Origin of the sequence: Polynucleobacter sp. AP-Titi-500A-B4, from assembly GCF_018688095.1 — a bacterium.
Classification (GTDB): Bacteria; Pseudomonadota; Gammaproteobacteria; order Burkholderiales; family Burkholderiaceae; genus Polynucleobacter.
The window spans coordinates 1,832,633-1,857,983 of the sequence record NZ_CP061311.1; the positions used below are offsets into that span (position 1 = coordinate 1,832,633).

A 25,351-nucleotide genomic window follows, 5' to 3' on the forward strand; every position below is an offset into this window, starting at 1 on the left:
TAAATCACTTTGAATTCTGTCAAACCAAAATCTTCCGCATGAATATACTGTGGTCTATGAACTCCTCGAAAGTGCTCATATGAAATCCAAGCTCTATAGCTACTGGCGAAGCTCCGCCGCATTTCGCGTCCGCATTGCCCTGAACCTGAAGGGCATGGACTATGACGTGATTCCCGTGCATTTAAATAAAAATGGTGGTGATCAACTTTCAGAGGCATACGCCAATAAGAACCCTAATCGCTTAGTACCTTTATTTGATGATGGTAAAAATAGTCTTCACCAATCTCTAGCAATCATTGAGTACCTAGAGGAGATCAAACTCGAGCCTGCCTTGCTTCCGCAATCTCCGATTGATCGTGCGTGGGTTCGTGCTCTTGCGCTTGATATCACCAGCGATATTCACCCTATTGATAACTTGCGAGTCTTGCGTTACTTGGTAAAGCAGTTGGGGATCAACTTAGAAGCAAAAGATACTTGGTATCAGCACTGGATTACGGTTGGCTTAACTAGCCTAGAAAAACGCTTAAGTAGTGATCAGCGGGTTGGGCACTTTGTCTATGGAGACCAGCCAGGCCTTGTGGATATTTGCTTGGTGCCACAACTCTTTAATGCCCTAAGCGCGCAGATGGATGTGAGTCCTTATCCCACACTCATGAACATTTTTCATGAATGCATGAAGCTACCTGCCTTTATCAACGCCTCTTGGGAAAAACAAATCGATGCCGAAGGATTAAATCCTACTGTTCCACCACAAAAATAAAGACAGGGTCAGCAAGGAGCCTACTGTAGTGATGAGTACCACCCGTGATATCACACTGCCATCTGCCTTGTAATACTGTGCCAGCATAAATGGGCCAGTGCCTGTTGGTAACGCACTCAAAATTACAATCGCATTTAACCAAAGGATTGGCAGCTCCAAGATAGGGCCAGCAATGACCCAAGCAATGAGAGGCTGCATAAGCAACTTTGCCGCACTAATGCCCCAAGTCTGTGTAGGTGTGGCATGACTTTTTTGCAACAAAAACAGGCCAATTGAAACCAAGGCGCAGGGCGTAGATGCAGCAGCTAAAAATGCGATCACCTGAGCAATAGGATCATAAATACTGAGGTCCGTAGATGCCCAAACCAAACCAGCAACTGGAGCAATCAACAGTGGATTAGTGCAAAGCGACTTCACGACACTTAAAACAATTTCATGATGTTTTTTGTTAGATAGGATGCCAACCTCGATAAACACTGTCGCCAATGCAAACATTACAAACACAATAAAGGTAGAAATGATTGCTGGGGCTAGTCCGTCTTGACCTAAGGCAAGGGCACATAGAGGGATGCCCATATAGCCAGTGTTTGAGTACGATGCGCTCAAGCCATTAAAACTTGCTGCCGCTAAATCTTTACTCTTCCAATAAGTCGCCACGAGTACCAACACAAAGACAATCAAGCAACTTAAGAAAAAAGCAGTGATAAATCCCGGCTGCCAGAGGGTTTGCCAACCGCTACTGGCTGCAAAGCTAAAGAGCTGAGCAGGCAAAGCCAACCACACCACAAATCGATTGAGCTCTATCGATGCGTTTTCGCCTAATTTACCAGCGCGCCCACAAACATAGCCAATGAGGATAAGTGCAAATACGGGTAGGACTACATTAAATACGTAGAGCACAGGTTCAATATGTGATTAAGAAATTTTCTTCAGCGTCTTGATATAACGCTGTGCATTTTTGACATAGCGCCCAGCAATTTCGCCGATGCCTGCAATTTGCTCTGGACTTAATTCTTTTACTGCTTTAGCGGGGGAACCAATAATCATGGAGCCATCTGGAAATTCTTTACCTTCAGTAATCAAGGCGCCAGCACCTACTAAACAATGCTTGCCAATCTTGGCGCCATTTAAAATTACTGCGCCAATTCCGATTAAGCTGCCATCACCAATACTGCAACCATGCAGCATCACTTGATGACCTACAGTCACATTCCTGCCGATTAAGAGTGGATAACCAGGATCCGTGTGCAGTACAGATGCATCCTGAACATTACTACCTTCGCCAATCTGAATGAGATCGTTGTCGCCACGGATAACGACTTTAGGCCAAACATTAGCGCTTCGATGAAGCTCAACCTTGCCGATCACTTCTGCGCTCTCAGCGACCCAAGCACCCTCAGCTAATTGAGGGGCATTTCCGTCTAGTTCATATATAGCCATGACTCATTATAGGTATGAATCAGGCCATACATGAAAGACTTGCTAGTACAAATTACTGCAAATGGATTACCAGTTAGGCTCGCGATCTGGAGTAGAAGAAATACGGTGCACACTTAAGTCAGCACCTTCAAACTCCTCCTCCTGCGACATCCGGATTCCAAGAACTGCTTTAAGCGTTCCATAAACCAAAATGCCCCCGATCACAGCAATGCCAACACCTAATGCACTTCCGATCAACTGACCAGTAAATGTCACTCCGCCGATTCCACCGAATGCTTTGGTGCCAAAGATGCCGGCAGCTAGACCACCCCATAATCCACACAATCCATGCAAGGGCCATACACCAAGAACATCATCAATCTTCCAGCGGTTTTGGACTAAGGTGAACATATACACAAATAAGCCACCGGCAACCAAACCAACAAATAAAGCGCCCATCGGATGCATTAGGTCTGAGCCGGCACATACTGCAACTAAACCGGCGAGAGGGCCGTTGTAGGTAAAGCCAGGATCATTGCGACCGACAATCCATGCAGCAAGCGTGCCACCGACCATCGCCATTAAGGAGTTCATGGCAACCAATCCACTAATTTTGTCGATTGTTTGCGCGCTCATCACATTAAAACCAAACCAACCTACCGCCAAAATCCAAGCACCCAATGCCAAGAAAGGAATGCTTGACGGTGGATGGGCGGAGATTTGACCTTCCTTGGTATAGCGACCACGGCGTGCGCCCAAAAGAATGACAGCCGGCAAAGCAATCCAACCGCCAACCGCGTGAACTACTACAGAGCCAGCAAAGTCATGAAACTCTTCACCAGTTAACTCCTTGATCCATGCCTGAATACCGTAATGCTGATTCCAAGCAATACCCTCAAAGAAGGGATAAACAAATCCTACTAATACGAAGGTCGCAATCAGTTGCGGATTAAATTTAGCGCGCTCCGCAATACCCCCAGAAATAATTGCTGGGATTGCCGCTGCAAACGTGAGTAAGAAGAAAAACTTCACCAACTCGTAACCATTCTTCTCGGCTAGCAATTCAGCGCCTGAGAAAAAGTTAACACCGTAAGCAATGCTATAACCAATAAAAAAGTAAGCAATTGTCGAGACAGCAAAGTCGACTAAAATTTTTACCAAGGCATTCACCTGGTTTTTCTTGCGAACTGTTCCAAGTTCCAAGAATGCAAAACCAGCATGCATGGCTAAAACCATAATTGCGCCCAGCAAAATAAATAAAGCGTCACTACCTGATTTCAAAATTTCCACGTGTTTTTCCCCTTCTATTTTTTGCATCATTATGGGGAATCCAAAAACCTAAATAGGTGCAAATTGCACTTATTTAGTGCATTAATTCGATATATTTATGGTTTATGATGGTTTCACATACACCTAAGGGAGAACCCATGAAGAAAGTCCTCGTTTTTTTAGCTGCTTTTGCAGCATTTTCTGGCCTAGTACAGGCTCAACCCGCTAGCAATGTGAAGGTTCTCAGCACCCAAGAACTGGTCAATGTTTGCAAATTACCTGCAAGTCCAGAATCTCGTAGTTTCTGCGTTGGCTACTCCACAGCAATTTATGACACCTACCTTGCAACACGTCATCCACAACGTGCAAAACCTTTTATTTGCGTTAAGCAACCCGCTCCATCACGCGATGAAGTGATTGCTGATTTCGTGAAATTCGGACAAGAAAATCAACAAACTGCTGATAAACCAGCGGCTGGTGTGTTTTTAGGTTTCTTGGCGGCACGTTTTCCTTGCGCCAGAAAATAATCTGAACACTAATGTCAATTCAAAATTAATTTAAAGGATCTGTTGATATGAAAAAAATTATCGCGATTACTGTAGCAACTCTCGCAATTGCTGGTTGCTCTAATATGAGCAACACTGAGCAACGTACATTATCTGGCGCAGGTATTGGTGCTGCAGCTGGCGCAGTTGGCACTGCCATTTTCCACGGCAACCCAATCTGGGGCGCAGTAGGTGGTGCAGCTGTAGGCGCAGCATCTGGCTACGTCTATGACGCATACAAAAAAGAGCAAGCCTCTGAGTACAACTCTGGATACAACGCTGGCAAAAATAATCAGCCCGCCAAAGCACCAAACTAATTCAGAGCCTTACAGTTTTACCGTTTCAAATAGCCCAGCTTGTATTAAGTTACAAGCTGGGTTTTTATTTGGATCTCACCAGCCAACGCCTTATGAATTGGGCACTTATTAGCGATCTCGATTAAGCGCTCTTTTTCTTCTGCGCTCAGGCTACCTTGCAACTGAATCTCGCGCGTAAATGTTTCAACATCATTCACTCGCTCAATATCAACGGTCACTACTGCGTTCTCTAGATTCATCGACTTACGACTAGCATACATTTTGAGGGTCATACTCGTGCAGGCTGCCAATGCAGCGCCAAGGTACTCATGTGGAGTTGGTCCAGTGCCATTGCCGCCGTTTGTACTGTAAGCATCAGATAAAAAATGCAAATCGCCTGTGCTAAGTTTTTGCTGCAATGGGCCTTCACCAAACTGCGATACCACTTTTCTCATCATTTCTCCAAATTGATTGAATATTGATCTTTAAAAAATTATTTAATTTTGATGCGGCTTGCTAATTTTTTCTACAGTTGGTAAACCAGCTTTCTTCCAGGAGCTGAATCCACCCTCCAAGTGACACACATTAGGTACTCCCATTCTTTGCAAGGTCTCAGTTGCTAAGGCAGAACGCCAGGCAGATGCACAATATAGAACCAAACGTTTGCCTTCGCCAAATATCGGTTTGTAATAAGGGCTATCGGGATCCACCCAAAATTCCAGCATCCCCCGAGGAGCATGCAAGGCATTAGGAATCATGCCTTCTCGCTCGAGCTCCCTTACATCACGAATATCGACAAACACGGTATTGGCGTCCGACATAAAGTCTTGTGCCTGCTCCAGCGAAACAGTTTTTATTTGTGCCATAGCCCCTTCAATAAGGGCTTGATATCCAATCTTTAATTTCACCAAAATCTCCTAAAGTACCAATCTGCTTTATTCCCCGGTCACCTGCTACCATTCTCCTATGAACTTTACCCCTACAGAACTTGGTGCAAGCATTATTTTTGCAATTGCTGTTTTACATACCTTTTGCACAAGTTATTTCGAATCACTCGCCAAAAAAATACCAAGGCATTCTGGTCTTTGGCATCTCCTGGGTGAAGTAGAAATCGTTTTTGGCTTTTGGGCTGCTGTACTCATTATCTATATCACTTTTGTCGATCATCTAGGTGCTGCAAAAACGTATCTTGATCAGCGTAACTTTACAGAACCTCTATTCGTGTTTGCCATCATGATTGTGGCTGGCAGCAAACCCATTTTGTATCTTTCGACAGCACTTTTGCACACGATTGCCAAAGGTCTACAAGTCATACTGCGAAGCCGTAGCGCACCAACACTGTACTTTTTGACTTTAGGACTCACGCCGCTCTTAGGCTCTCTCATTACTGAACCAGCAGCGATGACTTTGGCGGCTTTTTTACTGCGCGATTTGGTATACCGCCATCAATGTTCTAAAGCTTTGCTATTCGGGACTTTAGGTGTGCTGTTTGTCAACATCTCTATTGGTGGAACGCTGACCAACTTTGCAGCCCCACCAGTACTCATGGTGGCATCTACTTGGGGCTGGAGTTCTGCTTTTATGTTTAGTCATTTTGGTATTGAGTCTTGTATTGCGATTTTTATCAATGCGCTTGGCGCAACGCTCTTATTTCGTAACCAGTTAGTTGAACCCAGCGAATCGCACAAACCTTCCAGAATTCCACTTGCCGTGATTGCAATGCACTTACTCTTTTTATTGGGTGTAGTTGTCTTCGCGCATGACCCCATTATTTTTATGTGGCTCTTATTATTTTTTATTGGTTACACGAGCGCCTACCCCAAACATCAAAGCCCGCTCATTCTCAAAGAAGCGCTTTTAGTGGGCTTCTTCTTAGCAGGATTAGTAGTCTTGGGTGCTTTACAGGGCTGGTGGTTACAACCTCTACTAGAAATGATGAGTCCCACAGCTGTCTTTTATGGAAGCCTTGCCTTAACTGCCATTACCGATAACGCCGCGCTGACTTACTTAGGATCACTTGTAACAGGCACCTCGCCCGAGTTCAAATTGGCGCTAGTAGGTGGCGCAGTTGCTGGCGGAGGATTAACAGTCATCGCTAACGCGCCCAATCCTGCGGGTATTGCAATCCTGCGCAGCCATTTTCCTGGGGGTGCAGTTTCAGCTGTTTACCTATTCCTTGCTGCATTGCCACCTACATTGGTGGCCATTGCCGCCTATCGCCTCCTATAGCTTGACAAAGCACTTCCGCAGTAAAATCTGAGCTTCGCCCCCAGTTATAAACCTGAGAACGGCATATGAAAAAGCTCTATATCAAAACCTTTGGCTGTCAAATGAACGAGTACGACTCGGGCAAGATGGCAGACCTCCTCCATGCTGATGAAGGCATGGTCATAACAGACTCCCCTGAAGATGCAGATGTAGTCTTATTAAACACCTGCTCCATTCGCGAAAAGGCTGAAGACAAAGTCTTTTCTGATCTGGGTCGGCTGCGTGAGCTCAAAAAAACAAAACCCGATTTACTGATTGGTGTTGGTGGCTGCGTAGCTAGCCAAGAAGGTCAGCAGATCGTCAGTCGCGCGCCTTATGTTGATGTAGTGTTTGGTCCGCAAACATTACATCGATTGAGTGACCTCCTTGCACAACGTCGCAAGACAGGCATCTCGCAAGTGGATATTTCTTTTCCGGAGATAGAAAAATTTGATCATCTGCCTGCATCACGCCAAACGCGTGGTTCAGCCTATGTGTCCATCATGGAAGGCTGTTCAAAGTATTGCAGCTATTGCGTCGTTCCCTACACTCGAGGCGAAGAAGTTTCCAGGCCTTTTGATGATGTGCTCACCGAAGTTGCCGGTCTTGCCAGCAAAGGCGTTAAAGAAATTGTGCTACTTGGTCAGAACGTCAACGCCTATCTTGGCAAAATGGGAAATACTGAAGAGATAGCAGATTTTGCACTTCTCATTGAATATATTGCAGAGATTCCGGGGGTGGAACGTATTCGCTTTACAACCAGTCACCCTAAAGAATTTACACAGCGCTTAATCGATGTATATGCCAAAGTCCCAAAGTTAGTCAGCCATCTGCACCTACCAGTACAGCACGGCTCGGACTCGATGTTATCTGCAATGAAACGAGGCTATACAGCCTTGGAATACAAAAGCATTATTCGAAAAATGCGTGCTGTTCGCCCTGATCTGACCCTGTCGAGCGATTTCATTGTGGGCTTCCCAGGTGAAACAGAGGCTGACTTTGAAAAACTCTTAAAGATGGTTCGCGAGCTGGAATTTGACAATAGCTTTTGCTTCATCTTTAGTCCACGGCCCGGCACCCCAGCAGCAAACTTAAGTGATGACACTCCCTATGAGGTCAAACTGAAGCGCCTGCAAACTTTATTGGCTGTGGTCGAAGGCCAAGCTAATCAAATTAGCCAAAAAATGTTGGGCAATACAGAGAAGGTTTTAATTGAAGGGTTGGCAAAGGACGGAATTAATTTACAAGGTCGAGCTGAAAATAATCGCGTGATTCATTTCACTGCCCCAGATCAAGATATAGAGCCTTTGATTGGCAAGATGGTCGACATCCGCATTACTGAAGTCCTCAACTACACCCTTAGAGGTGAACTAGCAGAAGCTCATGCAAACTAAGATCAAACCAAAGACTTCCAAACTTGAAGTCGATATTCAATACGCAAGTCCTGCTATTGAATCGGCCCTAAGTAAGGCAGCATCATCGACGCTCATTAAAAAATGGGTTAAAGCAAGTGCTCATGGCGCAGGATTACTGACACTACGCTTTGTGAATGCCGCAGAAGGCAAGAAATTGAACGCTGAATTCCGCAAGAAAGATTACGCAACCAATGTTTTAACTTTTCCCTATGAGCGCTCAAAGACTAGCTTCGCAGCGGACATTATTTTTTGCTTGCCGGTAATTCAGAAAGAAGCGAAAGCACAAGAAAAGTCTTTAAAAGCCCACTTAGCGCATTTAGTCATTCATGGCTGCCTCCATGCTCAGGGATTCGATCATGAGTCATCCAAAGATGCAAAAAAGATGGAAGCCCTGGAAATCAGCCTTCTGAAAACATTGGGATTTACCAATCCGTATTTAGAGCGCTAATTTTTACTCCGTCATATTTCTAAGCTATTCTTACAACATGCCTGACCCCAAATCCCTGTTAGATCGACTAGCTGACTTTTTATCACCCCAGCCCACTAGTCCCAGCGAACGACGCCAAGAGCTTATTGAAACTCTGCGCGAGGCTCAAACTGAAGGCTTAATCGATGCCGATGCCCTCTCCATGATTGAGGGTGTTTTTCAAGTCGGTCAATTGTGCGCACGGGATATTTTGGTACCGCGCGCTCAAATTGATTGGATCGATATCAATCAATCTTTACCCGAAATTATCAAGAGCGTGATCGAAGCTGCTCACTCACGCTTTCCTGTTTTTGAAGGATCACGCGACAATGTCATTGGCATCCTTTTAGCCAAAGACTTATTGCGACATGCAACTGAAAAAGATTTTCAAGTTCGTGATTGGCTACGTCCAGCCGTCTTTATTCCTGAGTCCAAACGCTTAAGCGTATTGTTACGAGACTTTAAAGATAATCGAAATCACCTTGCCGTAGTGGTGGATGAATATAGCGGCATAGCCGGCATCATCACCATTGAAGATGTACTAGAACAAATTGTTGGGGATATTGAAGATGAGCATGATATTGATGAAGAGGCCGATAATCTCATCTCGCTTGACAATGGTGACATCCGCGTAAAAGGCATCACTGAACTAGAGCAATTCAATGAAGCACTTGGTACACACTTTGCTGAAGAAGATATCGAAACCGTTGCCGGTCTTGTGATTCAACATGTTGGGCGGGTTCCCAAGATGGGTGAGTTGATTGAGATCGACGGCATAGAATTCGAAGTGCAACGCGCTGATCCTCGACAAATTCACATATTGCTTGCGCGACAAAAAACGAAAAAAACAGACTAAGGAATAGCTTGGTTGATCAGCAATCTCCTAAAGGTATGAATGCATTAGCGCTACTAATACTTTTTATATTAGGTGCATTACTGGCTGGTGCTACAGAGCTTAGTTATGGCGGCTGGATACAAATTCCCATCTTGGCTTTGGTTTGGTGGCGTTTAAATCTTCAGCACTCTTCAAAACTTCAAACGCATTTTGTATCCGGTCTCACGTTTGGCATTGGATATTTTGTTATTGGCCTATGGTGGCTGTATATCAGCCTACACGATGTTGGTGGTATGCACCCCCTGCTCTCGTGCGCCGCAGTATTTCTATTGTCGGCATATATGGCGTTCTACTTTTCTGTAGCAACCCTGGCAATTTCACTATTTAGAAAAACGCGGGTGACCGGACTGTTATTGGCTGCCAGTTGGGTTGTGATGGAATTCCTGCGCAGTTATATTTTTACCGGTTTTCCTTGGATGGGTCTTGCAGAATCCCAGATCAATGGGCCTTTTGCCCCAATTGCGCCGCTGTTTGGTGGCTTAGCATGCACCTTCTTGGTTGTGTGGATTTCTTGGGAGTTATTCCAACTGAAGAATCGTGCCATCTTCAGTGCTGCCATCATGATTTGTGTCATTGGCATTACTCAACTGACTGGGCTAATCAGCTTTACTAAACCTTTTGGCGATCCTATTAGCATTCGCCTTATTCAAGGAAACTTTGAGCAAACACTAAAATTTAATCCACAGGCCATTGCTCAGCAAATCGATTTTTATGTATCGCAAATCAAAAAAGAGTCTGCAAATCTCATCGTCATTCCTGAGACTGCTTTTCCTTGGCCTCAAAATAATTTGCCGCCTGGCCTGCTCAACTACTTACAGGATTATTCCAATACCAGTTCAAGCAATCTACTGGTTGGCCTTATTGGTGAAGTCCCCAGCAGCAAAGGCATGCAATATACCAATCGAGTAACTGGACTGTCGCCGAATACGCCTGCATATCAATACGACAAAGCACACTTAGTTCCTTTTGGCGAATTTATACCGCCCGGATTCCATTGGTTTATCAACGCCTTTAATGTTCCTTTAAGTGACTTTGCACGCGGCAGTCTTGATCAAGCACCTTTTAGCATCGTTCGGAAAAATCAAGATGCAGTTCGCGCTGCCATCACGATTTGTTATGAAGATGTATTTGGTGGTGAATTAGCTTCTCGTATCAATCTCAGCAATGAACCTGTCAATCTCTTAATTAATATGACCAACCTGGCATGGTTTGGTCAATCTCAGGCACCTACCCAACAATTGCGACTATCGCAATTACGCTCGCTTGAAACAGGACTGCCAGCTTTACGCGCTACTAATACTGGAATTACCTCCGTCTTAGGTCCCGATGGAAAGGTGTTGCAATCTCTTCCAGAATTTACCCAAGCAAGCCTAAGCACCCAAGTGCAGGCTTATGCTGGAAAAACCCCATATGTTATTTGGGGAAATTTCCCGATTTTGAGTATTTCTTGCTTACTGCTGATCTGGGGCTTTATTCGCCAAAGACGTTTTTAGTCAATTTTGACTCAGTAGTACTCTAGCCATGTAAAATCAATGGCTTAGCCAGGTTAATCATGCTTACTTTTCAGCAAATCATTCTCAAACTTCAAGATTATTGGGACCAACAAGGTTGTGCCCTATTGCAGCCCATCGACCTCGAGGTAGGCGCAGGCACATCCCATACCGCCACCTTCCTACGAGCAATTGGACCTGAACCTTGGAAAGCGGCTTATGTTCAGCCATCACGCAGACCCAAAGATGGTCGCTATGGTGAGAACCCAAATCGCCTACAACACTACTATCAATATCAAGTTGTTCTTAAGCCTGCCCCAGAAAATATTCTTGAGCTCTATCTAGGATCTTTAGCTGCTCTCGGTCTTGACCTCAAAGAGAATGACATTCGCTTTGTTGAGGATGATTGGGAAAACCCAACCTTAGGCGCATGGGGTCTAGGCTGGGAAGTTTGGCTCAATGGTATGGAAGTGACCCAATTCACTTACTTTCAGCAAGTCGGTGGTTTAGATTGCAAACCTGTCTTAGGCGAAATCACATACGGCATCGAACGATTAGCAATGTACATTCAAAATTGTTCAAACGTATATGACCTCGTTTGGGCGGATGGCATTTCTTATGGTGACGTCTATCACCAGAACGAAGTAGAACAGTCTTGCTATAACTTCGAACACTCGAACACCGATCTTCTATTTACAAACTTCAGTAATTATGAAAGTGAAGCAAAGCGTTTAATGGAAGTGCCTTTGGCATTACCAGCTTATGAGATGGTTCTCAAAGCTGCCCACACCTTTAACCTATTAGATGCACGTGGTGCCATCTCTGTGACTGAGCGTGCCGCCTATATTGGTCGCATTCGCAACCTATCGCGTGCAGTTGCCCAAGCTTATTTTGAATCCCGTGAGAAGCTTGGCTTTCCTATGTGTCAACGGCAACCTAAAGTATGAGCACATCACATTCAAACTCTCAATCAGCCAACTTATTGATTGAAGTCTTTACAGAAGAATTGCCTCCTAAATCCTTGCGTCGTCTTGGCGAAGCTTTTAGCGAAGGTATTTTTAATGCTCTGAAGTCTGCCAACTTAGCAACAGAATCATCCACTGTTACTAGCTTCGCCACTCCGCGCCGTTTAGCCGTTCAAGTGAGTAATGTACTCGGTCAAGCAGAAGATTATCCCGTTAGAGAGAAGCTTCTCCCTACTAGTATTGCTTATGACGCTGAAGGTAAAGCTACCCCTCCGCTACTCAAAAAATTAGCGGCACTTGGTTATGCAGATATTGATTTATCAAGCCTAGAAAAGGCAGGCGAAGGTAAGAATGAAGCACTCTATCTCAATGTGGTGGCTAAAGGCGCCGCCCTTGAGCAAACGGCTCAAACTGCCCTTGAGCAAACACTGAATAAATTACCGATTGCCAAAATGATGCATTACCAGGTGCAACAGAAGGATGGTCAATTAGCGGATGTTCAATTTGCCCGCCCAGCCCATCGCATTATTGCTTTGCATGGCAACACCGTTCTCAACATTAGCAGTCTTGGTATTGTCGCCGGCAATCAAACTGAGGGTCATCGTTTCTTGGCGCCTGGCACCATAACCCTGAGCGCCGCAGATCATTATGAAAATGATCTTCAAAGCAAGGCTAAGGTTATCCCGAGCTTTAATAAACGCCGCGCCCAAATTGAGGCCGCTCTGCTAAAGGCTGCTGGCGATGATCTGGTCTTAATGCCTGATAGCCTTTTGGATGAAGTAACAGCACTCGTTGAATGGCCAGCTGTTTATGAATGCCAGTTTGATCAAGAATTCTTAGAAGTTCCCCAAGAATGCTTGATTCTCACCATGCAGACGAATCAAAAATACTTTGCGTTGACGGATCAACATGGCAAATTACGCAATCGCTTTTTGATTGTTTCCAATATTGAGACCGCTACACCAAGTGCCATTATTTCTGGTAATGAGCGTGTTGTACGCCCACGTCTTTCGGATGCGCGTTTTTTCTTCCAACAAGATCAAAAGCGTCCCTTAGCGTCTCGCGTTGCGGATTTAGGCAAAGTGGTTTATCACAACCAACTAGGCAATCAACTCGATCGTACTCAGCGCGTTCAAGGCATTGCTACGGGTATCGCCAAAAAACTCCAGGCCGATGAAAAGCTAGCTAGTCGCGCTGCAGAAATTGCCAAAACAGACTTATTGACTGATATGGTTGGAGAGTTTCCAGAACTCCAAGGCATCATGGGTTCGTACTATGCGACACATGATGGAGAAAATGCAGAGGTTGCTGCAGCCTGTAGCGAGCACTATATGCCACGCTTTGCCGGAGATACTCTGCCAAAGTCTCAAGCGGGCACCATTCTCGCAATTGCTGACAAGTTAGAAACTCTCGTTGGTATCTGGGGGGTAGGTCTAGCACCAACTGGTGACAAAGACCCATATGCATTACGCCGTCATGCACTCGGTATTTGCCGCTTGCTCTTAGAGAAAAATCTTTCCTTAAGCCTGCCCGACTTAATTGAACTAGCGCGCTCACAGTTTTCTCAGAAAGATGTCCAAGAGAAAGCAAATGCCGCTGATATCTATGAGTTCATCATCGATCGTCTACGCGCATACTTAAGAGATCAATCCATCGCTGGCAAGCCTTTTACAAGTGCGGAGATTGACGCAGTACTAAGCCAGTCCCCAGCACAGATCAATGACCTCATAGAGCGCTTAAATGCCCTGCGTGAATTTAATGTCCTACCGCAAGCCGCTCAATTAGCCGCAGCCAATAAGCGTATTAGTAATATTCTTAAGAAAACAACTACCGCCATCCCTATAGGTTGCTCAAATAAGCTCTTGCAGATTCCTGCTGAGATTGCTTTGCATCAGGCTTTGGAACAAGTTACTCCAGCTTTAAACGCGGCTTATGACAAACGTCAATTTGTAGAGTTGTTAAAAGCCCTTGTCGCCTTGAGTGAGCCAATTGATCAGTTCTTTGCGGACGTTATGGTCATGGATCCTAATCCTGAACTTCGCGATAACCGTTTAGCGCTTCTGCAACAACTTCACCAGAAAATGAATCTCGTTGCCGATCTCGGCAAATTAGCATGAGCACCAGCTCTTCTAAACTCATTATTCTCGATCGCGATGGCGTGATCAACGAAGATCGCGATGATTACGTTAAATCTGTAGATGAGTGGGTACCACTACCAGGTAGCCTCGAGGCTATCGCCCGCCTCAACCAAGCAGGCTATCAAATTGCCATTGCCACTAATCAATCTGGATTGGCGCGTGGGTATTTCACTATTACTGAATTACACGCAATGCACAGCAAACTGGAAAAGTTGCTGCAGCCCTTAGGCGGAAATATTGATAGTATTTTCTTTTGCCCGCATACAGATGCTCATGCATGTGATTGCCGCAAACCAGCACCCGGCCTTATGAAAGAGATTGCCCTGCGTTACAAAAGAACGAATAGCACCCAACCTTTGTTAGGCGTTCCAATAGTGGGAGATTCTCTACGTGACCTTCAAGCGGGAATAGTACTAGGAGCATCGCCTCATTTGGTACTGACTGGCAAAGGTCAAAATACGCTTGCCAAAGGTGGACTGCCCGAGGGGACTCAGATTCATGCTGATCTCATGGCTTTTGCAACTTCACTGCTAGAAAACCAAGCCTAGGACATTTATGGTCTTCATTCGCTCTGCTTTATTTGCATTATTTTTACTAGTCTTCACTCCCATTTGGTCAGTGCTGTGCATGCTGGCATTTCCATTTCTCAGTCCAGAAAATCGCTATCGCTTTATAGGCGTTTGGAACAAAGTAGTCATTTGGATGCTATGGCATCTCTGTGATATTCATTATGAGATTCGTGGCATGGAGCATATGCGTACGGTATTGAATCAACCCGTCGTTATTCTCAGCAAACATCAGTCTGCCTATGAAACGATTGCTTACATTGCCTTGCTGCCCAAGCAACTCTGCTTTGTATTTAAGCGGGAATTACTCTGGATCCCATTCTTTGGCTGGGCTTTGGCTTTACTGAAAATGATTCATATTAATCGCGCCAATAAACAAACCGCAGCACTGTCTGTAGCCAGCCAAGGACGCAAGCGCCTAAGCGAAGGTAAATGGATCATGCTGTTCCCAGAGGGCACACGGACACCAAGGGGCTCTACTAAGGCATACCGCAAGGGCGGGGCACGTTTGGCAAGCGCAACTGGGGCCTTGGTGATTCCAATCGCTCACAACGCCGGTAGCTGCTGGCCTAAGAATAGCTTTCTGAAAAAACCTGGCACAGTGATTTTTTCAATCGGCCCCGCAATTACTTCTGAAGGTAAGTCTGGTGAAGAGTTGCAGCAAGAAGTAGAAGGCTGGATTGAAGCTGAAATGCGAGTGATTGATCCGAGCGCTTATAAATAGTCTTGTCACTCTTAGCTTAGTTTAAACAGCTAAGAGCTTGGCCCACTGAATATAGCGATCAACTGAAATATCCTGAGCTCTAGCTTTGAGCTCCTCTTCGCTTAGCTTCAACCGATCTGCAAAGGCCTGTAGATTTGTACGCAACATTTTTCTTCGCTGTGAAAAAGCTGCAGCCACTACTTGTTCTAAGGAGTTCCACTGAGCTTGTGTCAAGTTGAAGTCTTTTCTTGGAATCATTCGTACTACTGCAGAATTCACCTTAGGAGCTGGATCAAAAGCCTCCGGCGGAACCTCTAACACCAACTCCATGTCATAACGGGCCTGCAGCATCACTGATAACCTGCTGAAATCAGAGCTGCCAGCTTGAGCAACCATTCTTTTAACCACCTCTGCTTGCAACATAAAAACCTGCTCATCAATATGCGTTGCAGCAGATACCAGATGGAAAAGTAATGGTGAAGAAATGTTGTAAGGCAAATTACCCACTACCTTACATAGACCTGCTTTCTCTGAACGATGCTGCGCCCACTCATCGAAATTAAATTTAAGGGCGTCACCCTCAATTACATTGAGCCCCTTCAGGTTTTCCTGATTCCAATATGCGACTAAATCTCGATCAATCTCCAGAAGGTCAAGTTGATCGAGATTGTTTAGTAAATGCCTAGTAAGTGCGCCTAGTCCTGGACCAATCTCGATGACATGCATATCTGGATTGGGGTTAATCAAGGTCACAATCGAATAAATGATGCCTTGATCTTGTAAAAAATTTTGGCCAAATCGTTTACGTGCGCGATGCATGAGTCAATGCGCTTCTTTTTGATTGAGCGCCAATTGATAAGCCAATCGCAGGGCTTCTAACATAGAGCCTGAGTCTGCCAATCCTTTACCAGCAATATCTAAAGCCGTGCCATGGTCTACTGAAGTACGAATGATTGGCAGGCCTAATGTGACATTGACTCCACCACCAAAAGTAACAAATTTAAATGGTGCTAATCCTTGATCGTGATACATCGCAATAAATGCGTCCACACTTTCCAGGGCACCAGGATCAAACATGGTATCGCCAGGATAGGGGCCAGAAACATTAATTCCCAGGTTCTTTGCTTGCTCAATAGCAGGGATAATGATTTCAATTTCTTCGCGACCTAAATAACCAGATTCACCAGCATGTGGATTTAATCCCGCAACCCGTATCATCGGCTTAGCAAGCCCAAATTTTGCTTGTAAATCACGATGTACTATTTGAATCGTGTCAAGTACAGACTCTTGACTTAATGCAACAGAAACCTTCTGCAATGGCAAATGGGTAGTAACAAGAGCAACTCGCAATTCTCTTGATGTCTTGAGATTTAGGAATCCCTTAGGCAAAGTGGAGCAAAGCATCATCACTACTTGTTTGGCCTTGCAACGCTGAGCTAAATATTCTGTATGCCCAGTAAATGGGGTGCCCGCCAAATTCATAACACTCTTTTGAATCGGTGCGGTAATCATGGCATCAAAACGACCATCCAAACATCCGTCAATAGCCTCATTCAGAGTATTCATCACGTATTGAGCATTCTTTGGATTTAAGACACCCTGGCTCACCGGCTCTGAAACTGGAATGCTATGGATTTTTAAACGTTCAGATAAATCAGATGAGCCGTCAAGCGCTACTCCTAAAAAACTAGAGTCGCCAATCAAGGTAATCGCTGCACCTGGCTGCTCCACTAGAAACTGCTGTGCGGCTGCCACGGAAACCTCAGGCCCAACGCCAGCCGGCTCACCGGTAGTGATTGCCAAATTAACGAGGGTCGGCGCTTGCGGCATCATCTACATTCAAGATTTTGACAGTTGCGGTATCTCTTAATTCGCGCAACCAATCTTGATAAGCCTGCTCAAATTTTCTCTCACGAATAGCAGCACGGGCAAATTGACGTTGCTTTTCAACAGTCAACTGAGCTTCGCGGCGCTCGAGGACCTGAATCAAATGCCAACCAAATTCGGTCTTCACGGGATTACTGACTTCGCCAATTTGCAAACGATTCATTGCCTGCTCAAATTCTGGGACTAGATCTCCAGGACCCATCCAACCTAAATTTCCACCATTAGGCGCAGATCCATCCTCTGAAAATTTCTTAGCAAGCTCACCAAAATCTGCAGTCTTTGCTCGAACTTGATCTCGATACCCTGCAAGACGTCGCTCTGCATCCTGATCGGTTAAGCCAGCACGGTTGCGCAATAGGATGTGCCGCGACAAGGTTTGAGTAATGGGGATATTTTGTGGGGTGCCACTTGAAGCTTCTTGTAGCGCAGCTTGCTGCTGAGGGTTTGCTCCAGCAACTGCAGATCGACGATCCATCACTTTAAGCACATGATATCCAGCGGGACTTTTGAGTACGGCACTCGCAACCTGACCACTGCCTGTATTTCGAATAGCCTCATAAAATATTTGTGGCAACCTATCTGGCGCGCGATATCCTAAATCCTGAAACTTGATCTTTGGGTTCTCCTGAGCCGCCATTGCACCAAGCTGCATAAAATCTCCGCCGCCTTTGGCATCACGCAATAACTGCTCAGCCTTCTTTTTTGCCTCAGCTTGAGCACTTACACCAGCAGAAGCATCCACTGGAATAAAAATCTGCGCTACATCAATTTCTTCTGGCTCGCCTTTGGCAGCAGGGGTTGAGCGTGAAGATCCGCCACCAATAGCACGAGTTCTTTCAGCGATAAAATTATCAATCTCTGCGTCTGAGATTTTGATCTTTGCTTCAACTTCGCGCTCACGATATCGAGTAAGCATGACATCGTCTCGTAACAGCTGCTTATACTTTTCAAAGGTGCTCCCAGAAGCAATGACTTTGGCTTTGAACTCAGCAACGCTCATTTTATTTTTTTCAGCAATATCGCCAATAATTTTATCGAGCTCCTTACCGGTTACTGCGACACCCTCTTGCTCAGCGTTTTGTAACTGAATTTTTTCGACAATCAAGCGTTCTAAGATTATTTTTCGTAAAGAGCCATCATCAGGTAATTTTGCTCCTTGTTTCTTGAGGGCCGTAATTCGATCATCGATCTCTTTTCGTGTGACATAGCCTGTATTAACGACAGCAGCTACACCATCAATATTACGAATTTTGCTATCAGCTAGGATATTTGCCTTTGATGTATCTTGGGCGATCGTCATTACAGAGGTAAGAGATATCCCCAAAAAGATCAGTGCGCAAATAAAAGATTTCAGGCTAATTCTGCAAAACGTCATTGATAGTTCTCATATATAGATGGTGCAATAGGCTTGGAAGTTGGCATATACCCAGGAACATTTAACTTCATGATATCAACTGGATTACTACCGGCGCTAGCAAAGCCCCTAAATTCGATCTGAAACAGCACCTGAGTGGTGGTAATGAGGGAAGTATTCACAGCTTGCGAGTAGGCACCACGGAAAGTCCAGCAATCTCTTGTCCACTCCAAGCCAACCAAGGTATTCAATGTCTTGACAGTTAAAGCATCATAGCCCCAGCGTCCTAAGACTGAAACTTCCCGTGTAATCGGCCATTGCCCAGAAATATTATATTGATCAGTAGTAGTTGCTGAAGCAGTGGCAGTTTGGTTGTTTTGTATCGACGCCTGTATAGGGGGCGACCAAACATTGCGATATCCAAAGTTCAGACTTCTTCCCGGGGTTGGTCTCCAGCTTGCACCAACAGTAGTTTGCACGAAACGATTTAATTGGGTGTTGTACTGCCCAAACATATCTGCACTTAAGTTGCCAAGGAGACGAACCGAAGCAGAACCCAAGGTATCAGAATACGTTGTTGGGTTAGCAATGTTGCCATTTAATCCAACCTTCTGTCCCGTGAATTGCTGTTTTTGAGCAAGCGTCACGTTAGCACGCTCAGCGCCTGTATTTGCCTCAATCATCCGACTTGTCAAGCCTATAGTTGCAGCATTAGCATCCGCAATACGATCATTACCAATAAAAGTATTTGCAGTAAAAATTTGCGACACCCCAAAGCCCGCATCAGCCGTATCAAATACCGGCGTATTGGCTTGACTTTGATACGGAGTAAATGCATAGAATGCTCTTGGCTCCATAGTGAGCAACATATCGCGACCAAAGAAGCCTTTCAACTCAGAAGCCTCTCTCTCAAATGCCAATCCAGAATCCAAGCTAAATGTCGGGATCGTAAATCCTTGCGCGTTCGGAACGCTTCCTGATACATACGGGGTAGCGTTATACGTATTGGATTGAAAACTCACTGTTGGCGTTATGTAATAGCCAGGAGTAATTTGCGGGAGAGATAAAGCCCCTTTAACGACCGTACGATCTGCCTGTGTGTATGCACCTGGGGGTGGCGCATTAAAGTTACTTCCCAAAGCATAAGCAAAGCGAGTGTAATCAGTGGAGAAGGTTGTCTTTGGCCCCGTAGGTAATGCGAGATACCTACCGCTTGCATCCGAAACTACTGGACTCAATTGGCTGTTATAGGCGGCCGTAATATTAGGCAGCACGTTATAAGGCGCTTGCACTAAATTATTTGGATCAGGTTGTAATGTTTGAAAACTAGCCGCTTTAGCGCCAACTGTCCAATTACTTAACTCACCAGTTAACTGTTTACTAGTACCAACCTCTTGACGAAACTGACTAGTAACCTGTCCAGCAATACTTTGTGAAAAGTTAGTAGGGTATAAACTGTCGGAGACGCGTGCCATATTCACATAGCCATTCCAAGAACCCGGTAATGGGGCACCGCCAGGCCCAACACCACCAGCAAAAATTTGGCGTTGTTGCCAATCATATTTCCAGCGGTCAGTACCAGTCTGCTTGTCGTAGGGCAGATATTCGCCAGTTGCCACTCCAGAATATTCTTTATCCAAGAAACGGTATGAGGCACCCAGCATAAAGCCGCGATGATTCATCTCGCGAGGCAATAACAGTAAATCGCGGTTAGGGGCAATATTGACGTAATAAGGCTGAGTAATATCTAAACCGTTATTAGAGTTGTAGCCAACAACTGGGGCTAATAATCCAGATCGGCGCTCTCCAGACGTTGGAGCGGTGAAATAAGGAACATACGCAATGGGTACATCGAAGAAACGCATCACACCATGGGTACCAACCATTTCTTTTTGCTCGTTATCAATCTCTAAGCTACTTGCCGTGAAATACCAATCCATATTTTCTGGAGTGCAAGTGGTATAGGTGGCTTTATCAAAAACAAAAATGTCGGCATTTTCAATCGTTAATTTTTTTGCCGTACCATTTCCACGAGTGTCTCTGAGCTCATATGTTGGGGTCTCCATAGAGCCCTCGCGAGCATCTACTTTGAATTTTCCTTTGGGGCCTTTGAAAGTAGTGTTGCCTTTGGATAACTCGGCATTACCCAGTAGGTCTGCAATGTCAGTATCTGGGTTATAGGTAATTTCATCTGCTTTTAATACGGCACCATTTCGTCGAATTTGCGCGCGACCTTTGAGGTGCATATCTCGTTCAACTACACCATCAATCACATCACTAGAGGTGAAGGTCAGGGCCTGTCCATCGGCGATTGGCTTACCCACGCGCAATTGATCATCCAGCTTCAGAACGGTCACATTTCCGCGATCGGGCAAAAGCGTAAAATTTTGGGTAGCCTGTGAAACTGGAGGTAGGGCAGCAGGAGCTTGAGCGCTTGTAGGAAGCGCGACTTGAAGCAATACCGCCCCCATCATTACGCGCAGGGTTATGGCTAAAAAAAGAGGGGCGCAAAGGCCGGCGCGACGGCGATAATGACTCATGGATCCAGACCCGCCTTATTATACGAATCGACCATGACTGACGCTCGCTTAAATACCCTTCGCAACTGGCTAAAAGGCCTCCAGCCTAGCTGGCAATTAGATCTCGATACTTTGGCACCAGCCTCGGCAGACGCCAGCTTTCGACGCTATTTCCGAATTGAGTCCAAAAACCCAGATTTTGGCACGCTGATCATCATGGATGCACCCCCACAACATGAACCATTAGACGCCTTCATTAAGGTCGATTTACTGTTCTCAGAAGCTGGTCTAAATGCCCCTAAAATTTTGGAACAAAACTCCGCTGAAGGCTTTCTTCTGCTGAATGATCTGGGTAACAAAACTTATCTTGCTGAACTGAATAACGAAACAGCAGATCATCTCTACCAGGACGCAACTCATGCATTAGTGCAAATGCAATTAGCAAGCAAACCCAATGTATTACCAAGCTATGACGCAGTCTTATTGCAACGTGAACTCGATTTATTACCAGAATGGTATTTAAAAAAACATCTAGGCATTGAATTAACAGATTTACAACAAGCACAACTTAAAAAATCGTTTGAGCTCATCATTGAAAATAATCTGGCGCAGGCGAAGGTCTTCGTACATCGCGATTACCATTCTCGCAACCTCATGGTGACCGAAGTAAATAATCCTGGCGTATTAGATTTTCAAGATGCAGTGTATGGCCCCATTACTTATGATGCAGCATCTCTGTGGCGCGATGCCTACATTGCTTGGCCAGAAGAACGTGTCATCGATTGGGTGATTAAATTTTGGGAGCAAGGACGTAAAGTAGGACTTCCAATGCCTGAGGACTTTGGGCAGTTCTACCGCGACTTTGAATGGATGGGCTTACAGCGTCACCTCAAGGTTCTCGGCATCTTTGCCAGACTCTCTCATCGCGATGGAAAAGATGGTTACCTCAAAGATATTCCATTGGTTTTGGAATACGCCATTGCTACTGCAAATCGCTACATCGAACTAAAACCCTTGGCGCGGATTTTAGAAGCTACACGGTCTCAAAAAGAATAACCGGCACATCATGATTAAGAGCAATCTTCTTCCTTGCTTTTTGCTTGCCGCGGGCAGGGGTGAACGCATGCGACCCCTGACTGACGATTTACCTAAACCCTTACTGACTATTCAGAATAAATCACTGCTTGCTTGGCACTTAGAGGCATTAGCGAACGCCGGAATCAAGAATGTTGTGATTAATCACGCTTGGCTAGGCAATAAAATTGAATCCACACTGGGATCAGGCGAACACTTTGGCCTTCAAATTCAGTACTCCCCAGAAGTTACTGCTTTAGAAACGGCGGGCGGAATCGCTAAGGCACTCCCCTTGCTTGAACCAGATGATTATTTCTTAGTCATTAATGGGGATGTCTTTAGTCCCAATTTGCCAGTGAATAAAATTCTGGAGACAACTTCCAATCTAAGAAATAACTCCAATAAACCCTTGGCTCATCTTTTCATGGTGCCAAACCCAAGCCAACATCCTCATGGCGACTTTTATCTTCAAGGAACAAGGGTCAGCTCCAATAATCCTGGGGAAGCGGAAAGACTGACCTTTTCGGGGATTGGTATCTACCACAAGGATCTTTTTAGGGATCTAGAAATAGGGAGCCCAGCCAAGCTGGCACCCCTACTCATAACGGCCATGGAGCAAAATAAAGTGTCTGGTGAAAAATATGTCGGTCCGTGGCACGATGTAGGTACACCGCAACGCTTACAAGAGCTCAATGCAGCATATGAATAAAACGGATATTTATCAGCTTCGCAGAAATGCTTTAGCAAAACAGATCTTTACCAAAACTGGTGGTGGTATTGCCGTCATTGCAACTGCGCCCGAGCTGGCCCGCAATCGCGACAGTGATTTTCCCTATCGCCATGACAGTGATTTTTTCTATCTCACAGGATTTGAAGAGCCAGAAGCAACTCTGGTGATGAAAGTCAGCGCGAGTGAAAAGAGCTATCAACTGGAGTCTCATCTATTTTGCAGGCCTAAAGATCTCGAACGAGAAATTTGGGATGGCATTCGCTTGGGGCCAGAAGCCGCGCCAGAGATTTTAGGCATAGAGTTCGCTCACAGCAATCACGAGCTTGATCAAAAAGTTGGTGAACTATTAGCCGATCAGAGCGCTATTTATGTGCGCCTAGCCGAAAGTGCAGAAGCAGATCGACGCATACGTCATTGGATGAAACAAGTGCGAGGGCAGGCTCGGAGTGGCATTAATCCACCATCAGAATTTCATGATGTTGAAGCAATCATTCATGAAATGCGTTTATTCAAAGATGCACATGAAATCGATATCATGCGGCGCGCTGCAGCGATCTCTGCACGTGCCCACATTCGTGCCATGCAAATTTGTAAGCCTGGCATGCGCGAGTATCAACTCGAAGCAGAATTGCTGCATGAGTTCCGCCAGAGTGGCGCACAGAGCGTGGCTTACAACAGTATTGTTGCTGGAGGCGCTAACTCTTGCATCCTGCACTACCGCGCAGGATCAACGGAATTACGCAGTGGCGAATTGTGTTTAATAGACGCTGGTTGTGAGTTAGATGGCTACGCCTCAGATATCACGCGCACCTTCCCGGTTAATGGAAAATTTACTGGTCCACAACGCGCTCTATATGACATTACATTAGCTGCACAAGAAGCAGCCATTGCTATGACAAAGCCGGGCAATACTTTTATGCAGCCGCATGAAGCAGCCCTGAAAGTACTCACCCAAGGCTTGCTTGATGAAAAGCTTCTCAAACTTGCAGAACTAGGCTCTCTGGAAAATGCGATTGAAACTGGCGCTTACCGTCGCTTTTATATGCACCGCACTTCTCATTGGCTTGGTATGGATGTGCATGATGTTGGCTCCTATCGCGAATCCATTGCAACGCCTCAAACAGAAAAACCTTGGCGTATTCTTAAAAGTGGCATGGTACTCACGATCGAGCCAGGTCTATATATCAGGCCTGCAGACGATATCGATGAAGCTTTTTGGAATATTGGTATCCGTATTGAAGATGATGTCGTCATCAATGACTCGGGTTGCGAGTTAATTTCACGTGGCGTACCAGTCAAAGCCGATGAAATTGAAGCCCTCATGAAGAACAGCTAGAGCATGAGTGCGAACGATTGCGACATTCTGATTCATGGTGGTGGGCCTGTTGGTCTCGCCTGTGCAGCATGGATCTTACAAAAATTTCCTGAAGCAAAACTCACGCTACTAGACCGCAATCCTATCAATGATGCCGATTTAGCAGCAGCCGATAGTAGAGGTATTGCACTTTCACATGGCAGCAAACTTTTACTAGATACGATCGATGCATGGCCTAAAGATTGTGCAGACATCCATCGTGTGCATGTCTCACAAGCCGGTCGCTTTGGTCGTGCACTGATGACTCGTGAAGAATTGAGCCAAGAGGCACTCGGTCATATTATTCGCTACCGTGATATCCACATCACGCTTCGCCAGGCCCTAAGAAATATTCAAGCAAAGAGCCCGAAGTTTGCTTGGCAGTATATCGAGGACGATAGTGCACACGTCCCCTTCAATACTAAGTGTGTGGTTCATGCTGAAGGCGGTCTCTTTAAAAAACAAGACTGGGTAGAGTCTGGTCGAGACTATGGACAATCTGCCCTTGTGGGATTAGTAGAAGTCGATGATGCCCTGCCTCATCAAGCCTGGGAGCGCTTCACCGCTGAGGGTCCATTAGCAGTATTACCAAGTCACTACGGACCTAATATTCTCAATCTCGTGTGGTGTGGTTCACCTGAGTCATCACAACAACGCTTGCAATTGAGCGATGCTGATTTCCTAAATGCATTACAAAAAGAATTTGGTTCGCGAATTGGGCGTTTCCTGAAAATTCAAGATCGTCGTTTATATGAGCTTGGTCTGAATTATCGTAAGCAAATTACAAAAGATAATGAAGTTTGGATTGGCAACGCCGCACAAACTTTGCATCCCGTTGCAGGACAAGGCTTGAACTTGGGCTTGCGAGACGCCTACTTGTTAGCTGAAAAATTAGCAGGCCTTTATTCGGGTTCAGTAGATAAAAAAACGCCAGAACACATTCATGATGCTTTGGAAAGTTATGCAAGCAGTCGCAAGATCGATAGAACCACGACCATTGGATTGACAGACTTTATGGCTAGAATATTCACCTCGAATCTCGCTCCTGTAGTCGTAGCTCGAGGACTGGCTTTATCAGCCCTTCAGTGGCTTCCACCAGTCAAAACAGCCTTAGCTCGCCAGATGATGTTTGGTAGGCGCTAAGGGGCTTAAATAGCCCTCAAAATCTACCCATTCAACGGTTGATTTGAATCAAGCAATCTGCCTAAAAAATAGGCAGATTTAACACCAACTGTGCTAAAGTGTCATGCTTTCCGCAA

The 25,351-nt window shown here is 45.4% G+C and carries 25 protein-coding genes; 16 read left to right on the forward strand and 9 right to left on the reverse strand.

The features are described from left to right. The first annotated feature begins 79 nt into the window (after window positions 1-79). Window positions 80-760 carry a maleylacetoacetate isomerase gene (maiA, locus tag FD968_RS09160; protein WP_215365768.1) on the forward strand — a complete coding sequence of 227 codons (681 nt, stop codon included), beginning with the start codon at window positions 80-82 and terminating at the stop codon, window positions 758-760. On the opposite strand, the gene FD968_RS09165 is transcribed toward maiA, so the two are convergent. The 3 genes from FD968_RS09165 to FD968_RS09175 all read right to left on the reverse strand — a co-directional run bounded on the left by FD968_RS09165 (window position 731) and on the right by FD968_RS09175 (window position 3,415). Then, on the reverse strand, window positions 731-1,660 hold the full coding sequence (locus tag FD968_RS09165; protein WP_215365770.1) for an AEC family transporter: 930 nt from the start codon (window positions 1,658-1,660) through the stop codon (window positions 731-733). The genes maiA and FD968_RS09165 overlap by 30 nt on opposite strands. A gap of 15 nt (window positions 1,661-1,675) precedes the next feature. Then, on the reverse strand, window positions 1,676-2,200 hold the full coding sequence (locus FD968_RS09170; protein WP_215365772.1) for a gamma carbonic anhydrase family protein: 525 nt from the start codon (window positions 2,198-2,200) through the stop codon (window positions 1,676-1,678). Window positions 2,201-2,266: 66 nt separating this feature from the next. Next, on the reverse strand, window positions 2,267-3,415 hold the full coding sequence (locus tag FD968_RS09175; protein ID WP_371817763.1) for an ammonium transporter: 1,149 nt from the start codon (window positions 3,413-3,415) through the stop codon (window positions 2,267-2,269). A gap of 191 nt (window positions 3,416-3,606) precedes the next feature. Here FD968_RS09175 and FD968_RS09180 point away from each other — a divergent pair, with 191 nt between their 5' ends. Both FD968_RS09180 and FD968_RS09185 read left to right on the forward strand, forming a co-directional pair. Continuing rightward, complete coding sequence (locus FD968_RS09180) at window positions 3,607-3,975, forward strand: Rap1a/Tai family immunity protein (RefSeq protein WP_215365776.1); 369 nt, start codon at window positions 3,607-3,609, stop codon at window positions 3,973-3,975. 47 nt (window positions 3,976-4,022) lie between these two features. Further along, window positions 4,023-4,310: a membrane lipoprotein lipid attachment site-containing protein gene (locus FD968_RS09185; RefSeq protein ID WP_215365778.1), complete on the forward strand. Its 288-nt coding sequence runs from the start codon at window positions 4,023-4,025 to the stop codon at window positions 4,308-4,310. Window positions 4,311-4,354: 44 nt separating this feature from the next. On the opposite strand, the gene FD968_RS09190 is transcribed toward FD968_RS09185, so the two are convergent. Both FD968_RS09190 and FD968_RS09195 read right to left on the reverse strand, forming a co-directional pair. Beyond that, a complete protein-coding gene (locus tag FD968_RS09190; RefSeq protein ID WP_251367561.1) occupies window positions 4,355-4,747 on the reverse strand; it encodes an OsmC family protein in 393 nt (130 codons plus the stop codon). A gap of 39 nt (window positions 4,748-4,786) precedes the next feature. After that, complete coding sequence (locus tag FD968_RS09195; RefSeq protein ID WP_215365780.1) at window positions 4,787-5,197, reverse strand: rhodanese-like domain-containing protein; 411 nt, start codon at window positions 5,195-5,197, stop codon at window positions 4,787-4,789. A 58-nt stretch (window positions 5,198-5,255) separates the two neighbouring features. Between FD968_RS09195 and FD968_RS09200 the strand changes: the two genes are divergently transcribed. The 9 genes from FD968_RS09200 (at window position 5,256) to FD968_RS09240 (ending at window position 15,195) form a co-directional block, all read left to right on the forward strand. Continuing rightward, window positions 5,256-6,518, forward strand: a complete 1,263-nt coding sequence (locus tag FD968_RS09200) for a putative Na+/H+ antiporter (RefSeq protein ID WP_215365782.1) — start codon at window positions 5,256-5,258, stop codon at window positions 6,516-6,518. A gap of 65 nt (window positions 6,519-6,583) precedes the next feature. Then, entirely contained in the window at window positions 6,584-7,930 is a 1,347-nt protein-coding gene (gene miaB, locus FD968_RS09205) for a tRNA (N6-isopentenyl adenosine(37)-C2)-methylthiotransferase MiaB (RefSeq protein WP_215365784.1), read from the forward strand. Next, a complete protein-coding gene (gene ybeY / locus FD968_RS09210) occupies window positions 7,920-8,399 on the forward strand; it encodes an rRNA maturation RNase YbeY (protein WP_215365786.1) in 480 nt (159 codons plus the stop codon). The genes miaB and ybeY overlap by 11 nt, the downstream gene beginning before the upstream one ends. A gap of 37 nt (window positions 8,400-8,436) precedes the next feature. Further along, the gene (locus FD968_RS09215; protein ID WP_215365789.1) at window positions 8,437-9,273 is read left to right on the forward strand and encodes an HlyC/CorC family transporter; all 837 of its coding nucleotides are present in this window, start codon (window positions 8,437-8,439) and stop codon (window positions 9,271-9,273) included. Between the two features lie 8 nt (window positions 9,274-9,281). Next, window positions 9,282-10,805, forward strand: a complete 1,524-nt coding sequence (lnt, locus tag FD968_RS09220; RefSeq protein ID WP_251367562.1) for an apolipoprotein N-acyltransferase — start codon at window positions 9,282-9,284, stop codon at window positions 10,803-10,805. Window positions 10,806-10,864: 59 nt separating this feature from the next. Next, entirely contained in the window at window positions 10,865-11,749 is an 885-nt protein-coding gene (gene glyQ, locus FD968_RS09225; RefSeq protein WP_215365791.1) for a glycine--tRNA ligase subunit alpha, read from the forward strand. Further along, window positions 11,746-13,884 carry a glycine--tRNA ligase subunit beta gene (gene glyS / locus FD968_RS09230; RefSeq protein ID WP_215365793.1) on the forward strand — a complete coding sequence of 713 codons (2,139 nt, stop codon included), beginning with the start codon at window positions 11,746-11,748 and terminating at the stop codon, window positions 13,882-13,884. Before glyQ ends, glyS begins: the two co-directional genes overlap by 4 nt. Next, window positions 13,881-14,453: a D-glycero-beta-D-manno-heptose 1,7-bisphosphate 7-phosphatase gene (gmhB, locus tag FD968_RS09235; RefSeq protein ID WP_215365795.1), complete on the forward strand. Its 573-nt coding sequence runs from the start codon at window positions 13,881-13,883 to the stop codon at window positions 14,451-14,453. The genes glyS and gmhB overlap by 4 nt, the downstream gene beginning before the upstream one ends. A 7-nt stretch (window positions 14,454-14,460) precedes the next feature. Beyond that, window positions 14,461-15,195 carry a 1-acyl-sn-glycerol-3-phosphate acyltransferase gene (locus FD968_RS09240; protein ID WP_215365797.1) on the forward strand — a complete coding sequence of 245 codons (735 nt, stop codon included), beginning with the start codon at window positions 14,461-14,463 and terminating at the stop codon, window positions 15,193-15,195. Window positions 15,196-15,216: 21 nt separating this feature from the next. Here FD968_RS09240 and rsmA read toward each other — a convergent pair whose 3' ends face one another. Genes rsmA through FD968_RS09260 form a run of 4 tightly spaced genes read right to left on the reverse strand, consistent with a single transcriptional unit; the run spans window position 15,217 to window position 20,955 of the window. Next, window positions 15,217-15,993 carry a 16S rRNA (adenine(1518)-N(6)/adenine(1519)-N(6))-dimethyltransferase RsmA gene (gene rsmA / locus FD968_RS09245; RefSeq protein ID WP_215365800.1) on the reverse strand — a complete coding sequence of 259 codons (777 nt, stop codon included), beginning with the start codon at window positions 15,991-15,993 and terminating at the stop codon, window positions 15,217-15,219. A gap of 3 nt (window positions 15,994-15,996) precedes the next feature. Then, a complete protein-coding gene (gene pdxA, locus FD968_RS09250) occupies window positions 15,997-17,004 on the reverse strand; it encodes a 4-hydroxythreonine-4-phosphate dehydrogenase PdxA (protein ID WP_215368133.1) in 1,008 nt (335 codons plus the stop codon). After that, the gene (locus FD968_RS09255; RefSeq protein WP_215365802.1) at window positions 16,979-18,436 is read right to left on the reverse strand and encodes a peptidylprolyl isomerase; all 1,458 of its coding nucleotides are present in this window, start codon (window positions 18,434-18,436) and stop codon (window positions 16,979-16,981) included. Before FD968_RS09255 ends, pdxA begins: the two co-directional genes overlap by 26 nt. Further along, entirely contained in the window at window positions 18,433-20,955 is a 2,523-nt protein-coding gene (locus tag FD968_RS09260) for an LPS-assembly protein LptD (RefSeq protein ID WP_215365804.1), read from the reverse strand. The genes FD968_RS09255 and FD968_RS09260 overlap by 4 nt, the downstream gene beginning before the upstream one ends. Before the next feature lie 33 nt (window positions 20,956-20,988). On the opposite strand from FD968_RS09260, the gene FD968_RS09265 reads away from it, so the two are divergent. The 4 genes from FD968_RS09265 (at window position 20,989) to FD968_RS09280 (ending at window position 25,235) form a co-directional block, all read left to right on the forward strand. Then, window positions 20,989-21,990 (forward strand): aminoglycoside phosphotransferase family protein, encoded by a 1,002-nt coding sequence (locus tag FD968_RS09265; protein ID WP_215365806.1) that lies wholly within the window; start codon window positions 20,989-20,991, stop codon window positions 21,988-21,990. 67 nt (window positions 21,991-22,057) lie between these two features. Further along, window positions 22,058-22,717 (forward strand): N-acetylmuramate alpha-1-phosphate uridylyltransferase MurU, encoded by a 660-nt coding sequence (gene murU, locus FD968_RS09270; RefSeq protein WP_251367563.1) that lies wholly within the window; start codon window positions 22,058-22,060, stop codon window positions 22,715-22,717. Beyond that, window positions 22,710-24,074, forward strand: coding sequence for a Xaa-Pro aminopeptidase (pepP, locus tag FD968_RS09275; protein WP_215365810.1), 1,365 nt, complete (start codon window positions 22,710-22,712; stop codon window positions 24,072-24,074). The genes murU and pepP overlap by 8 nt, the downstream gene beginning before the upstream one ends. 3 nt (window positions 24,075-24,077) lie before the next feature. After that, window positions 24,078-25,235, forward strand: a complete 1,158-nt coding sequence (locus FD968_RS09280) for an FAD-dependent monooxygenase (RefSeq protein ID WP_215365812.1) — start codon at window positions 24,078-24,080, stop codon at window positions 25,233-25,235. The last annotated feature ends 116 nt before the right edge of the window (window positions 25,236-25,351 follow it).